The following is an 11,933-nucleotide window of genomic DNA, read 5'->3' on the forward strand; positions in this document are numbered from 1 at the left end:
CTCCCGCCCCTCCCGCAGAGACAATCATCTATCCAAGCGTGTGGTTGATGCTTTGTCAAACTTTTAGGGGTGGAGATGCTTGAGATTTATTTTGGTAGAATTTGACCCTGCCGGACCGGGCAAAAGGCAATCGGACTTGCACTCGATTTCGAGGGCGTGATCACGGGTGCGATCGCCCGGCTTGGTGGAAACCCATCGGGAAGAGCTCTGCAGGCTGCTCCATCTTTTCAGGAGGCTCCCTGCTTCCGTCATTCCTGGCAAGCCTGAACCTTACTCCCCCCTGGGAAACCGCTGCTTCTCCTCCACCTCGTTCAGATCCATGTGATTGCGCATGTAGCGTTCGGAGGCCTTCTGGAGAGGCTGGTAGTCCCAGGGGAAATAGGCGCCGTTGCGCAGGGCCTCGTAGACGATCCAGCGGCGGGCCTGGGACTGGCGGACCTCGGCGTCATAGGCTTCCATGTCCCATTGCGCCTGCACGGCTGCGGCGAAACGGGCGGTGGTGCCGGCATGGGCGGGGTCGGTGGCGAGATTGACGCGTTCGGACGGGTCGTTTGCCAGATTGAAAAGCTGGGGCGGGTCGAGGTCGCAGTGGATGTATTTCCAGTCGCCGTCGCGGATGGCGACCAGGGGCGCATAGGAGGCCTCGGCGGCGTATTCCATCAGGGCGGGTTCGCTGCGCGGCGATCCCTGTGCCAGCGGCACCAGGCTCTTGCCGTCGGTCCAGGGCATGATCTCGCTCATGTCGATGCCGGCGATGTCGCACAGGGTCGGCAGGACATCCAGGGTGCTGACCGGTGTGCGGATGCGGGCCGGGGCCAGATCCGCGTCGGCGATCATCAGCGGTACGCGGGCCGATCCCTCGAAGAAGCTCATCTTGAACCACAGACCGCGCTCGCCCAGCATGTCGCCGTGGTCGGAGACGAACAGGATCGTGGTGTCCTCGGCCAGATGCATGGCGTCGAGCGCATGGAGGATCTCGCCGATCTTGTCGTCGAGATAGGAGATATTGGCGAAATAGGCGCGGCGGGATCTGGCGATGTTCTCCTGCGTGATTGTGAAACTGCGCCAGTCGTTGGCGTCGAAGATGCGCCTGGAATGGGGATCGTGGTCCTCATAGTCCATCGCCGGAATTTCCGGCTGAAGATGGGCGCAGTCCTCGTAGAGGTCCCAATACTTCCTGCGCGCCACATAGGGGTCGTGCGGGTGGGTGAAGCTGACGGTCAGGCAGAAGGGACGGTCGTATTTGCCGCGCCCGTAATCGTGGATCTTGCGCACCGCCTGGAAGGCGACATCGTCGTCATATTCCATCTGGTTGGAAATCTCGGCAACGCCCGCGCCGGTGACCGAACCCATGTTGTGGTACCACCAGTCGATGCGCTCGCCCGGCTTGCGGTAGTCGGGCGTCCAGCCGAAATCGGCCGGATAGATGTCGGTGGTCAGGCGTTCCTCCAGACCGTGCATCTGGTCCGGGCCAACGAAATGCATCTTGCCGGACAGGCAGGTGGTGTAGCCGGCGCGGCGCAGGTGATGGGCATAGGTGGGGATGTCCGAGGCGAATTCGGCCGCATTGTCGTAGACGCCGGTGCGGTGTGGCAACTGGCCGGACATGAAACTCGCCCTTCCGGGCGCGCAGAGGGGCGAGGCGGTATAGGTGTTTTCGAACCGCACCGAACGCTCCGCCAGTTTCTTCAGGTTGGGCGCATGAAGAAACGCCGCCGGACCGTCGGGAAACAGGGTTCCGTTCAACTGGTCGACCATCAGGATCAGGATGTTCTTGCGGGTCATGGCCTGGCGTTCTTCCTCCGTCTTCAGAAATGCGGTCCCGGTGACCTGGAAGATGATGCGGTTTTTTTGATTGATTGATCAATCAAAATCGACATATCCGCCCGCCAGTGCGGCAGAGGCGGGGCGTCCGGGGCGGTTTGCCGTGTGCGATGGTGCCGGACTTCCGGACCGGCATCCGGCTTTGCCGCGCGTGCCCGGGCCGGAGGGCGATGAGTCCAGAAACGGAAAATACCGCTTGACCTGGAGTGCACTCCAGCCCGTAAGTCAGGAAAATCGTCCCGTTCGGAGACAGACATGCGTATCGGTGATCTTGCTGACAAGTCGGGGCTTTCGACCGACACATTGCGTTACTACGAGAAGATCGGTCTCATTCCGCGCCCGCTCAGGGATGCGGGAGGCCGGCGGGTCTATGACCGGACCATCCTGCGCTGGATCGAGTTTCTCGACCGGCTGAAGGCGACCGGCATGGGGATCCGGGACCGGCTGCGCTATGCGGAACTCCGGACCCTGGGCAGTTCCTCCCTTGCCGACCGCCGCAGCATGCTGGAAACGCACCGCGACAAGGTGGCCGAGGACATCGTCCGCCTGACCGAAACCCTGCATGTCCTGGACGACAAGGTTGATCTCTACAGAAGGATGGAAGCGGGCGAGACCGTCGATCCTGCCTTCGAAAGCTGCGCCCGGACCGAACACGCGGCGCCGCCAAACCGGGAAAAGTCCCCCCATGACAGACGCACTGGAGCGCGGCCGCGCGCTGATAACGAAGCTTAATCCGGACCTGGAAACCGTTCTTGGCGACCGCTACGACGGTCTGGTTCCCGGTTTTGCCGAAAGCCTGATCGAATGGGCCTATGGCCGCCATTACGCCCGGCCGGGGCTGGATCTCAAGACCCGGCAGCTGTGCACCATCGCGGCGCTGACCGTGCTGGGCGGCCAGACCGGGCCGCAACTGAAGGTCAACATCGAGCATACGCTGGCCGCCGGTGCGTCGCGCGAGGAAATCGTCGAGGCGATCTGGCAGATGGCGGTCTATGGCGGACTGCCGGCGGCCATCAACGGGCTGAATGCGGCACAGGAGGTTTTCGACACCCGGAACGCGCCTGCCTGACGGCAGAGTCCTCAACCATCCGCAGCTCTGATGAGCACCTGAGAGGCTGGTATCGCTCTTGCAACGCCCATTCCGGGCCAGCGCGCGGCTTCCGCCGCGCCTGTCCGGAATGGCGCCGCTCTCAGCCGTCTGAACCGGGCCGGTCGGAATGGCCGAGATCCTTCTCCGGCCAGAGCAGGTCGCGCAGCCGCTGCTTCAGGACCTTGGCTTCCGGGAAACCGCCGTCCTGCTTGCGGTCCCAGACCGGTTTGCCGTCGCAGGTGATGATGAACGTGCCTCCGGTTGCCGGAACAAGGGTCACGGCGCCGGTTTCCTCGGAGAATGTGGAGAGAATTTCCTGGGCCATCCAGGCGGAGCGCAGCAGCCAGTTGCATTGGCGGCAGTAGGTGATGATGATATGGGGAGCCGGAACGTCCGCCATGGCGCGCGTCCTCCTTTTCAGAACAGGTGATCTCGTCCGCTTGTGCCACAATTTCCCGCCGACATGCCAGAGGACCTGAGCGCCGATCTCCTCGGCGCCTTTGAGGCGCACCCGGATCTGGCCACGGTTTGCGGGGTGCCTGAAAAGGCCGTGCCGCAGGCCGGTCTCACCAATCGGGTCTACCGGCTGGAGGCCGAACGTGGCGTCTTTTTCCTGCGCCTGCCGACAGCCGGAAACGAGGGGCTTGTCGACAGGCAGGCGGAAGCGTGCAACCTCGCACTGGCGGCCGGGCTCGGGCTTGCGTTGCCGCCGCTTTATGTTCACCCCGGCGACGGCATTCTCCTGACCGCAGCCCTGGAGGTGGCCGAGCGCGTGCCGGCGGACCTTCCCGCCCGGCTCGGCGCGGCGCTGGGCCGTCTGCACAGCTCCGGCGCGCTCTTCGCCGGCCGGCTCGATCCGGTGGAGGTCTACGGGACCCAGCGGGAATTTCTGACTTCGGAGGTGGAGCTCCTGCCGGAGGTCGCGGCACTCGACCGGGCCATGCAGGCGCTGGAAGACAGGGCGGGGCGCGGCGAAGATGTCCGGCTGGTGCCGGTGCACGGCGATCTCTCGCCGGGAAACTGTCTGTGGGCCGAAGACCGGCTGTGGCTGATCGACTGGGAATATTCCGCGCTGGCGGATCCTGCCTGGGATCTGGCCTATGCGATCCTGGAACACGAATTTTCCCAAGCCCAGGAAACGGCCTTTCTTCACGCCTACAGGACGGGGCAGGCGGCAGGCGTCGTGCCCGGAGAGACGCGGATCGAGGCGATGAAGGTCAGATGCGATGCGGTGTCGGCCCTATGGGCGCTGGAGCAGGTGGCAAGAGGACGGGATGCCGGGACTTTTCTGCCGTTTGCCCGCAACAGGAGAGAGCGGGCCCTGGCCCGGCTGCGTGAACTGGCTTAATTGTCGAGGCCGGGCGTCAGGTCCGGATCGGCGAGACATTGGGCATACCTGCGGTTCATCCGGTTGCGCAGGGACAGGTTGTCCGGATCCTCATTGAGGTCTGTCCAGATGCCGTCGGCCTTGAGAAAGGCGAGGGTGCAGCCGCAGGCCGGTGCGCAGATGTCCGGCGAGCCGTAGGTGTCCTGGCAGGCCACCGAACAATTGCGGACGAAGGCCGTTCCGGCCCGGTCGATATCGCCGGCGACGAGGGTCGCTGTCCATACAAGACCGTAGAGAACCGGCTGGTGCAGCAGATAGATCAGCAGGGAGTGGCGGCCGATGAACCGGGTGAACCGGCCTGCGGGACCGCTGGCCCGGATGACCGACAGTTTTTCCCAGATCCCGGTCCGCCGGAACAGCTTGGAAACGGTGAGACCGGAGAGGGTCGCGCCGGCCCAGGGGGCCAGCGGTACATAATCGACGCTGCCATAGTCCGGTGTTCCCAGTCCCGTCCAGAGCCAGAACTGTCCATTGAAGATGGCGGAACTTGCCCAGAACGGGAGGGTCAGAACGACGGCGGCGGCCAAGGCCGCCGCCCAGAGCGGCCAGCGTGTGAAGGGCAGGGCGATGACGCTGGAGGCGGCGATGCAGTGCAGAATGCCGAAGCGCACGAAACTGTCGCCGAAGGTGAACCAGGTGGCCAGGGAAACGGCCGCTGCCGCCGCGACGATGACCGCCAGACGGCGCAGGAAGGCATGCAGGCGAATGCCCCTGTGATGGGCCAGATCCAGACTGATGCCCGCCACAAAGAGAAAGCTGCCGGCAATCAGCGCGGCGAATATGCGCCAGTCGTGGCCCTGCGCCACCGGCCAGTCGACGACACCGAACCAGGAGAGGTCCCAGGACAGGTGATAGACCGCCATGGCGACAACGGCGAGACCACGGGCGAGGTCGGGCACTGCCAGACGAGTTGAGGACATATTCCGGCTTTCCGCAGGGTTCCGCACCGGCGCCCGCCGGACGCGGGAAGGCAGGGAAACGGTTCATTCCCCGAAAGAGGTAAGGCTAACTGCTGAAGGTGACAACCAGTGTCGTGATCAGGGCCGTCGCGGCCAGCATCGCGGCGACATAGGGCCATGGCGACGGCCTGTGGGCGGTAAACACGTCGCGGTTTGCCTGATCCTGCAGCATGTCCATCAATCCCCTGATCCCGAAACAGTCGGGCAAGATTGGTGCAATCAGGGGCTCACGGGAAGGCCGGAAACCGGTTCCTGACCCGTTTTCCCAAGAAAACCGCCATCATGTGGACAGTGCGGTAAGATTTTCCGTGCCGGGTCGGCCTGGCCTAGAGATCCAGCGCGTCGAGGCCGGCTTCGAGGTGGTCGGCCAGCAAGGGCATGCCGAGAAGATATTTCGCGGTGGGGCCCTCGGCGCGTTCGCGGGCCTCCTGTAGGGCCTGCCCGAAATCTTCGGCGTCGAAATCGCCGCGGCCGACCCAGGTGATGGCAACCAGTTCGGCGGCCTCGTCGACGTTGAGGTCTTCGATCAGTTCGCGCAGTTCCTCATCGGAGAGGTCGTCGTTTTCCTCTTCCGCCAGACCGTCGTGGCCGTGGCTCTGTTCCAGCGAGTCGGCGTCGAATTCCACGTCGCCCTCATGACCGTCCTCGAAGGTGTCCTCCAGCGAAGAGGAAACCGCACGGGCCTTTTGTGCGAGCAGGCGGATGGTCTCCGCGGATAAATTCAGGTCGATGTCCATGTCTGCCTCCGACGAACCTTGCCGTCCTTTATCGGTTCACTTTCCATCCTTGGCAATGGGGATGATATGAATCTGTTGCAAGGGGGCGCGGAAATTGTCTGCAGATACAGACAGCCGTCGGACAGGATGCGGCGGTGCGGGCCTTTCAAGGGCGTCCGGAGATTATCCCCGGTATCCCCGTCTGATAAACGCGCATCGGGTTAATTTCAGGTTCTGCCGCTTCGTCAGGCATGAACGATCTTGCAGACAGCCGGGTCCGTTGCTTTACTTACCTGACGAACAGATTTCCGCGCAGACCGGAAGCCGGGGCCTTCGGCCAGCGCGGAAAGACACTTTACCGGGGGCGGACCGGGCACTTGGGGCCCGGCTTTCATGCCAGACAGGCAGGAAGCCGGGCCTCGCCTTTGCGGGGCCGCCAGCGCTGCCCCAAGCTGGCCCTGCGCCTCCTTCAGAACGGCAGCCTGCCTTCCATCAATCCCTGAAGCGCTCTTGCCGTCGATCGCGCGGTAGATCAGCGGTGCGGAGCGCACGATCGTCACGACTCGCTCTGGGGGCGTCTCGAAGGTGATTGTCCGGCCGCGATGGTCGACAAAGGAGGTTTCAGCCAGGGCGGCGGTGGACAGTATTACAGTTGACGCGCAAGCGAACGCCGCGCCCAAGCCTCATCGGAGAGGGAGTCGTTCGGGCGGCCGTATCAACAGTTCCGGGGATCGATCAACACCGGAGGAGACGAAGGTGCTGCCGGTGAACCAGAGCGGTTCGCAGCGGCCTTGATCAGGCATCGCGGCCGTAACGAAGCTGCGGCCAGTCCTCAGTAGGGCTGATGCATATCGGGGAAGGGGGCCGTCTTCTGGACGGCGGATTGCGAGACGGTCTCCGTCGGGGCGGGAGAAGACTTCTGCTCTTCCGGACTGGCTATCGCTGCCGCGGTCATCAGGCCCGCGGCGAGCAGCATGCCGAGAAAGATGGCCTGCAGGAGCGGGCGGGCCTCGTTCAGGTCGCTTTTTTCATGGGCCGGCCTGCGGCGTTTCGGTGTTCGAGGGTGTGACATGGTCTGCTCATGTGGTCTTCGTGTCTGTGGCCGGTTCCGGCCGGCGTTCGTTCAGTTCCTGCGGCTCGCGGCCCGGACAAGCTCACCGTAAAGGCGCTGGCCCATGCGGAAGGTCAGTGCGGTCATTGCGAGGAAAGCAGCGAGCGGAGGTGCCAACGTCGGTTCCAACGCGAAGGCCATCAACAGCAACGGACCAGCCGCCAGCATATAAAGCAAAGCCGGTGCGAAGCTTGCGCTGGACGTGCGATTGGACCTGTCTTCATTATCCGGCGTCTGCATGGGAGCCTCCTTCATTTTTCAGGCTGCCACTCTGCGAAGAAATTGCGCCGGCACCCGGACTCCATTCAGGCCGCAGATGTGTGTTTTCGAGGCAATATTGAGGCAAATTTTAATGAATGCGACGAGGAGGCGGAGGTCCGGAAACGTATCGGCGAAACTCCCGAATCGGGCCGAAAGGCAAGCAAGCCGACCGCGCCTTCAAAGACTTGCGGAGCCCGGCAATTAATCAGCGGTAAAAATGACGATGACATATCGACAAAATGCTCGAGTTAGACTCCGCTAAACTTGAAAATGTGTTCGAAAAACTTCGATTTTATCGAGCCGTTTCAGTCTTTGTTTTCTTTTATGAAAGATGCTCGCCTCAAGGGTGAACCTCTACATACAGGTCGGATCAGGGATGACATTGAAGGCAGCGCGGAGCACTTTGGCTGAAAAGCCTCAGGAGCCTGTGATTTCTCCGGAGACGCCTTTGAAAGAGGAGGGCGAAAGTCCGGCGCTGTCGCTGGCCGGTCTGCAGTTCTTTATCGCGGATATCAGCCGGAAGACGATCCTCTGGCACGAGATCGGGTCGCAGAGCTTCAACAGCGAGGTCAAGGATCTCCAGGAAGCGCCCTCCAACGAAGCGCTGCGGCATCTGTCGCCGGAAGACCGCAAGACCATCCTGCGTCTGGTGCAGGGGGCGATCCGAGAGGGGCAGGCCGGACCGTTCGACGTCGGCGGCGGTCCGGACCACCGTATTCCGGGCATTCCGATTGTGGCCCACAGGTATGAACTCCCGGACGGGCGCATCATCGCCATCTGTTTTCCCTCGATCGGCGAGAACGACGACAATCCGGGGCGCATGGTGCTCGGACTGGCGCCGATCCTTCAGCATTTCGTCGCGTCCTCGAATCGGGTGGTCCTGCTGATCGACAATTTCGGGTATGTGCGCTTCGCCAGCGAAGGCTTTCTCAAGTGTTTCCAGATTGAGGACGCCCGCATGATCCTGGGGCGCAACGTCGCCCATATTCAGAACCGGGTCGGACGCACCATCGTTTCGCTGACGCTGGCCGCCCTCACCCGCCGGGCGAGCGCGACGGGACGGGGCAAGTTCCTGCTTGCGAACAACGACAGTCTCGAACTCAATTACGACGCCATGTATTTCCGCATCAGCGGTACCGTCGGCGGCGTGCTGTTTTCCGCGGGGCATGTCAGCGGAGATATCGATTTCTCCAGAGTGTTCGAGATCTGCAGTGCGCCGATGCTGGTGGTCAACGGCAAGTCGCGCATGATCGTTGCCGCCAACAGTGCGGCGTTGAAGGCCTTTCACCTGACGGCGGACGTTCTCGCAGAACGGCCCATCACGGACATGCTGCTGCATGCCAACAGCTATTCCGCGCTGCTGGAGGCGGCGACGCAGGGTTCGGAAGTACCGGTTTCGGTGCCGGTGAACCTGCTGAACGGCCAGACCAAGAAGAAGCGGTTCAAGTGCAGCATCATGGACGCGGACAAGAAAGAACCGAAGCTGATCCTGGAGACCCGGAGCTGATCCGTTTCGCGGTCAGCGGTACGCAGAATGATCCTTCAGATCTCCGGCTGAACGCGGCCGGAGGTCTTTTGCCGGAGTACGAGCCTGTGCGCGCAGCTGATGCACGGATTTCGCACTTGTCTTACGCAGCGCACGGATCTAGGGTCCGCGCGCTGTTATTCCCGTTTCCCTGGAGGACATTATGGGCTTTCTCGCTGACGCATTGGCGCGTGTTCAACCTTCCGCGACCATAGCTGTCACCAACAAGGCACGCGAGCTCAAGGCTGCGGGCCGCGATGTGATCGGACTGGGTGCCGGCGAGCCGGATTTCGACACGCCCGACAACGTCAAGGCGGCGGCCATCAAGGCCATCAACGAGGGCAAGACCAAATATACCGCCGTTGACGGCATTCCCGAGCTGAAGGCGGCGATTGTCGAGAAGTTCAAGCGGGAAAACGGCCTGACCTACGAAATCAACCAGATCACCGTCGGGACCGGCGGCAAGCAGGTTCTCTACAACGCGCTGGTCGCGACCCTGAATCCGGGCGACGAGGTCATCATCCCGACCCCATACTGGGTGAGCTATCCGGACATGGTTCTGATGGCGGGCGGCGAGCCGGTCATCGTGGAAGCGGACAAGGCCACCTTCAAGATCACGCCGGAAGCCCTGGATGCGGCGATCACCGCCCGCACCAAGTGGATGATCTTCAACTCCCCGTCCAATCCGTCCGGCGCCGCCTATACGGAAGCCGAACTGAAGGCGCTGACCGATGTCCTGATCAAACATCCCCATGTCTGGGTGCTGACCGACGACATGTATGAGCATCTGGTCTATGACGACTTCAGGTTCACCACGCCGGCCCAGGTGGAACCGGCGCTTTACGAGCGCACGCTGACGGTCAACGGGGTGTCCAAGGCCTATGCCATGACCGGCTGGCGGATCGGTTATGCGGGTGGCCCGGCCGAACTGATCAAGGCGATGGCCAAGGTCCAGTCGCAGTCCACGTCCAACCCGTGTTCCATCGCCCAGTGGGCGGCGGTCGAGGCGTTGAACGGCCCGCAGGATTTCATTCCGAAGAACAATGAAGTCTTCAAGGAGCGCCGGGATCTGGTGGTCTCCATGCTGAACCAGACGAAGGGCCTTACCTGTCCGGTGCCGGAAGGGGCATTCTATGTGTTTCCCTCCTGCGCCGGAACCATCGGCAAGACCGCTCCGTCCGGAAAAGTGATCGAGAGCGACGCGGACTTCGTCACCGAGCTTCTGGAAACGGAAGGGGTGGCCGTGGTGCAGGGATCGGCCTTCGGCCTGGGCCCGAACTTCCGCATCTCCTATGCGACCGCCACCGAGGCGCTCGAAGAGGCCTGCACACGCATCCAGCGCTTCTGCGGCAATCTGAAATAAGCCCTCCGGTATTTCCGGAGCAGGAAAGGGCGGCATTGGCCGCCCTTTCAGACTGATGACAAGGTCTCAAGCCTGTCCTCCCGAAGACGGCAGCCTCGCTGCGCGCAGATCCGGAACCCGGCGCATACAGGCGAGCGGAAACGAGCGCCAGCCCCCCATAATCTCTTGAAACTATTGAATTCAGGGCGCGCCAGCGGAACAGAACATGTCTGGATTCCGGATCGGTGCTTGGCGTGCGTCTCACCGGTTCGCTATGACCTGACCGGTTTGTCAGCAGTCTGGGGTGGTGTTTGCAACCTTTTTCATTCGCGTTCCTGCCGAGTGAGAGCAGGGACGCCGGACGGGACGGGTGAGATATACGGCTCCTGTGGCGCGGAAAATGCGGCCTGATTTTTCCGGGTGTGCAACCTGCCCCGATTTTGACGTGATGGGCGCGCATATGAGGGATCTGCCCGCGACCCTTGAGGCCGTGCGGGCGTTTACGCTCTTTGTTAGGAGACTTCCTGAATGCGTTTTTCCCTATTTGCCGTTGCTGCGACTGCCCTTTTCATGACAGGCCCGGTTCTGGCCGACGAAAACAGCCCGACTGTTGAAATCGGCACGCTGAAATGCCTCGTGGAGGGTGAGCACAGCTTTATCGTCGGCTCCACCGCGACGCTCGGCTGCAGCTTCAACCCGGCCGATGGCGGTGCGATCGAAAACTACACCGGCAAGGTCAGCGACTATGGCCTCGATATCGGCAAGACCAAGGAAGCGACCCTGGTCTGGGGCGTTCTGGCGCCGTCCGCCAACCGCAAGCCGGGTCTTCTGGCCGGCAATTATGGTGGTGTGACCGCCGGTGCGAGCCTGGGAGCCGGGATCAAGGCAAATGCGCTTGTCGGCGGCTTTGACCGTTCGATTGCGCTGAATCCGTTCAGCCTGGAAAGCCAGACCGGCACCAATCTGACGCTCGGTGTGAGCAAGATGACGCTCGAACTCATCAAGTAAGAGCAGCACATTGTTGTCTCCCCGGGATGTGTTCCGGGGAGACAACGGTTTTGCGTGCCGGGTCAATTCGGGATCTGAACCGCGGCCGCCGCTACTGGTTGTCCCGGCAGGTGGCATTGGCGCCGGGGCAGGGGGCGGAGTTGATGTCGGGACGCGTGTTCTGACGGTTGATATCCTCCGTCCGGTTCAGCCGGTTCGTGCTGTCCATGCGCTGGCGGGTGGAAAAATCCGATTCCTGGCGGTTCATGTTCTGGTTGAGCTGCTGTTCGGCCGACGGCAGGCGCGGAGAGCCCGACTGGGGCAGGACGCGAAGCTGGTTGGACTGGGCGCCGGCGGCGATCGTCCAGAAGATCACCAGACCCGCAGCCATCATTCCCCGCGTCGTTGACGCGCCGGCGACGGCTCGCATTGTCTTCCCATGTGTTTTCTGCATTCGCGGATCCTTTCCGGGGGCACCGGTCGTCAAGCTGTTACGCAGGCGCGATGATATCGGATGACCCGTGCCGGGAACAGGATGCGGCGTAAAGAATTGCTGCGCTGCCGCGCAAGTTTCCCTTGCGTTGATGTCGCGTTCGGCGCGACCATGAATGACCGCCCCCGATCGATGCGCCGCACTCATCGGGGCCAGGTGCCCGGGACTTGGCAATGGCCGGCCCCTGACCGCAAGACGGTCAGAGGTCCGCCTTTCTTCGAATTCCGGCGTATCGGCC

General features: G+C 62.5%; 14 protein-coding genes. 6 read left to right on the top strand and 8 right to left on the bottom strand.

Annotated features, from left to right (window positions below; all coding sequences use genetic code 11):
* Window positions 1-270: 270 nt before the first annotated feature.
* Window positions 271-1,785, bottom strand: a complete 1,515-nt coding sequence (gene betC / locus DCO57_RS20410; RefSeq protein WP_116700772.1) for a choline-sulfatase — start codon at window positions 1,783-1,785, stop codon at window positions 271-273.
* Window positions 1,786-2,079: 294 nt separating this feature from the next.
* Here betC and DCO57_RS20415 point away from each other — a divergent pair, with 294 nt between their 5' ends.
* On the top strand, window positions 2,080-2,556 hold the full coding sequence (locus DCO57_RS20415) for a MerR family transcriptional regulator (protein ID WP_116700773.1): 477 nt from the start codon (window positions 2,080-2,082) through the stop codon (window positions 2,554-2,556).
* Window positions 2,510-2,893, top strand: coding sequence for a carboxymuconolactone decarboxylase family protein (locus DCO57_RS20420; RefSeq protein WP_116700774.1), 384 nt, complete (start codon window positions 2,510-2,512; stop codon window positions 2,891-2,893). The genes DCO57_RS20415 and DCO57_RS20420 overlap by 47 nt, the downstream gene beginning before the upstream one ends.
* A gap of 121 nt (window positions 2,894-3,014) precedes the next feature.
* On the opposite strand, the gene DCO57_RS20425 is transcribed toward DCO57_RS20420, so the two are convergent.
* A complete protein-coding gene (locus DCO57_RS20425) occupies window positions 3,015-3,314 on the bottom strand; it encodes a SelT/SelW/SelH family protein (RefSeq protein ID WP_116700775.1) in 300 nt (99 codons plus the stop codon).
* A gap of 42 nt (window positions 3,315-3,356) precedes the next feature.
* On the opposite strand from DCO57_RS20425, the gene DCO57_RS20430 reads away from it, so the two are divergent.
* Window positions 3,357-4,262 (top strand): choline kinase family protein, encoded by a 906-nt coding sequence (locus DCO57_RS20430; RefSeq protein ID WP_116700776.1) that lies wholly within the window; start codon window positions 3,357-3,359, stop codon window positions 4,260-4,262.
* Here the strand turns inward: DCO57_RS20430 and DCO57_RS20435 are convergent.
* From DCO57_RS20435 to DCO57_RS20455, 5 genes are all read right to left on the bottom strand, one after another.
* The gene (locus DCO57_RS20435; RefSeq protein ID WP_116700777.1) at window positions 4,259-5,221 is read right to left on the bottom strand and encodes a heparan-alpha-glucosaminide N-acetyltransferase; all 963 of its coding nucleotides are present in this window, start codon (window positions 5,219-5,221) and stop codon (window positions 4,259-4,261) included. The genes DCO57_RS20430 and DCO57_RS20435 overlap by 4 nt on opposite strands.
* Before the next feature lie 85 nt (window positions 5,222-5,306).
* The gene (locus DCO57_RS24105) at window positions 5,307-5,438 is read right to left on the bottom strand and encodes a hypothetical protein (RefSeq protein WP_279629141.1); all 132 of its coding nucleotides are present in this window, start codon (window positions 5,436-5,438) and stop codon (window positions 5,307-5,309) included.
* Window positions 5,439-5,586: 148 nt separating this feature from the next.
* Window positions 5,587-5,997: a DUF3775 domain-containing protein gene (locus DCO57_RS20440; protein WP_116700778.1), complete on the bottom strand. Its 411-nt coding sequence runs from the start codon at window positions 5,995-5,997 to the stop codon at window positions 5,587-5,589.
* Window positions 5,998-6,808: 811 nt separating this feature from the next.
* Complete coding sequence (locus DCO57_RS20450) at window positions 6,809-7,048, bottom strand: hypothetical protein (protein WP_116700779.1); 240 nt, start codon at window positions 7,046-7,048, stop codon at window positions 6,809-6,811.
* A 51-nt stretch (window positions 7,049-7,099) separates the two neighbouring features.
* Window positions 7,100-7,327: a hypothetical protein gene (locus tag DCO57_RS20455; protein WP_133192717.1), complete on the bottom strand. Its 228-nt coding sequence runs from the start codon at window positions 7,325-7,327 to the stop codon at window positions 7,100-7,102.
* A gap of 469 nt (window positions 7,328-7,796) precedes the next feature.
* On the opposite strand from DCO57_RS20455, the gene DCO57_RS20460 reads away from it, so the two are divergent.
* From DCO57_RS20460 to DCO57_RS20470, 3 genes are all read left to right on the top strand, one after another.
* Window positions 7,797-8,855 carry a hypothetical protein gene (locus DCO57_RS20460; protein ID WP_208978066.1) on the top strand — a complete coding sequence of 353 codons (1,059 nt, stop codon included), beginning with the start codon at window positions 7,797-7,799 and terminating at the stop codon, window positions 8,853-8,855.
* Window positions 8,856-9,036: 181 nt separating this feature from the next.
* On the top strand, window positions 9,037-10,236 hold the full coding sequence (locus tag DCO57_RS20465; protein WP_116700782.1) for a pyridoxal phosphate-dependent aminotransferase: 1,200 nt from the start codon (window positions 9,037-9,039) through the stop codon (window positions 10,234-10,236).
* A gap of 507 nt (window positions 10,237-10,743) precedes the next feature.
* On the top strand, window positions 10,744-11,223 hold the full coding sequence (locus DCO57_RS20470) for a DUF992 domain-containing protein (protein ID WP_116700783.1): 480 nt from the start codon (window positions 10,744-10,746) through the stop codon (window positions 11,221-11,223).
* A 91-nt stretch (window positions 11,224-11,314) separates the two neighbouring features.
* Here DCO57_RS20470 and DCO57_RS20475 read toward each other — a convergent pair whose 3' ends face one another.
* Window positions 11,315-11,656, bottom strand: a complete 342-nt coding sequence (locus tag DCO57_RS20475) for a hypothetical protein (RefSeq protein WP_133192718.1) — start codon at window positions 11,654-11,656, stop codon at window positions 11,315-11,317.
* Between the last annotated feature and the right edge of the window lie 277 nt (window positions 11,657-11,933).

Source organism: Labrenzia sp. 011, assembly GCF_003075075.1.
Taxonomy (GTDB): Bacteria; Pseudomonadota; Alphaproteobacteria; order Rhizobiales; family Stappiaceae; genus Roseibium.

Coding starts and splice junctions, on each gene's coding strand:
- betC (WP_116700772.1), bottom strand. CDS start 1,785: ATGACCCGCAAGAACATCCTGATCCTGATGGTCGACCAGTTGAACGGA.
- DCO57_RS20415 (WP_116700773.1), top strand. CDS start 2,080: ATGCGTATCGGTGATCTTGCTGACAAGTCGGGGCTTTCGACCGACACA.
- DCO57_RS20420 (WP_116700774.1), top strand. CDS start 2,510: ATGACAGACGCACTGGAGCGCGGCCGCGCGCTGATAACGAAGCTTAAT.
- DCO57_RS20425 (WP_116700775.1), bottom strand. CDS start 3,314: ATGGCGGACGTTCCGGCTCCCCATATCATCATCACCTACTGCCGCCAA.
- DCO57_RS20435 (WP_116700777.1), bottom strand. CDS start 5,221: ATGTCCTCAACTCGTCTGGCAGTGCCCGACCTCGCCCGTGGTCTCGCC.
- DCO57_RS24105 (WP_279629141.1), bottom strand. CDS start 5,438: ATGGACATGCTGCAGGATCAGGCAAACCGCGACGTGTTTACCGCCCAC.
- DCO57_RS20440 (WP_116700778.1), bottom strand. CDS start 5,997: ATGGACATCGACCTGAATTTATCCGCGGAGACCATCCGCCTGCTCGCA.
- DCO57_RS20450 (WP_116700779.1), bottom strand. CDS start 7,048: ATGTCACACCCTCGAACACCGAAACGCCGCAGGCCGGCCCATGAAAAA.
- DCO57_RS20455 (WP_133192717.1), bottom strand. CDS start 7,327: ATGCAGACGCCGGATAATGAAGACAGGTCCAATCGCACGTCCAGCGCA.
- DCO57_RS20465 (WP_116700782.1), top strand. CDS start 9,037: ATGGGCTTTCTCGCTGACGCATTGGCGCGTGTTCAACCTTCCGCGACC.
- DCO57_RS20470 (WP_116700783.1), top strand. CDS start 10,744: ATGCGTTTTTCCCTATTTGCCGTTGCTGCGACTGCCCTTTTCATGACA.
- DCO57_RS20475 (WP_133192718.1), bottom strand. CDS start 11,656: ATGCAGAAAACACATGGGAAGACAATGCGAGCCGTCGCCGGCGCGTCA.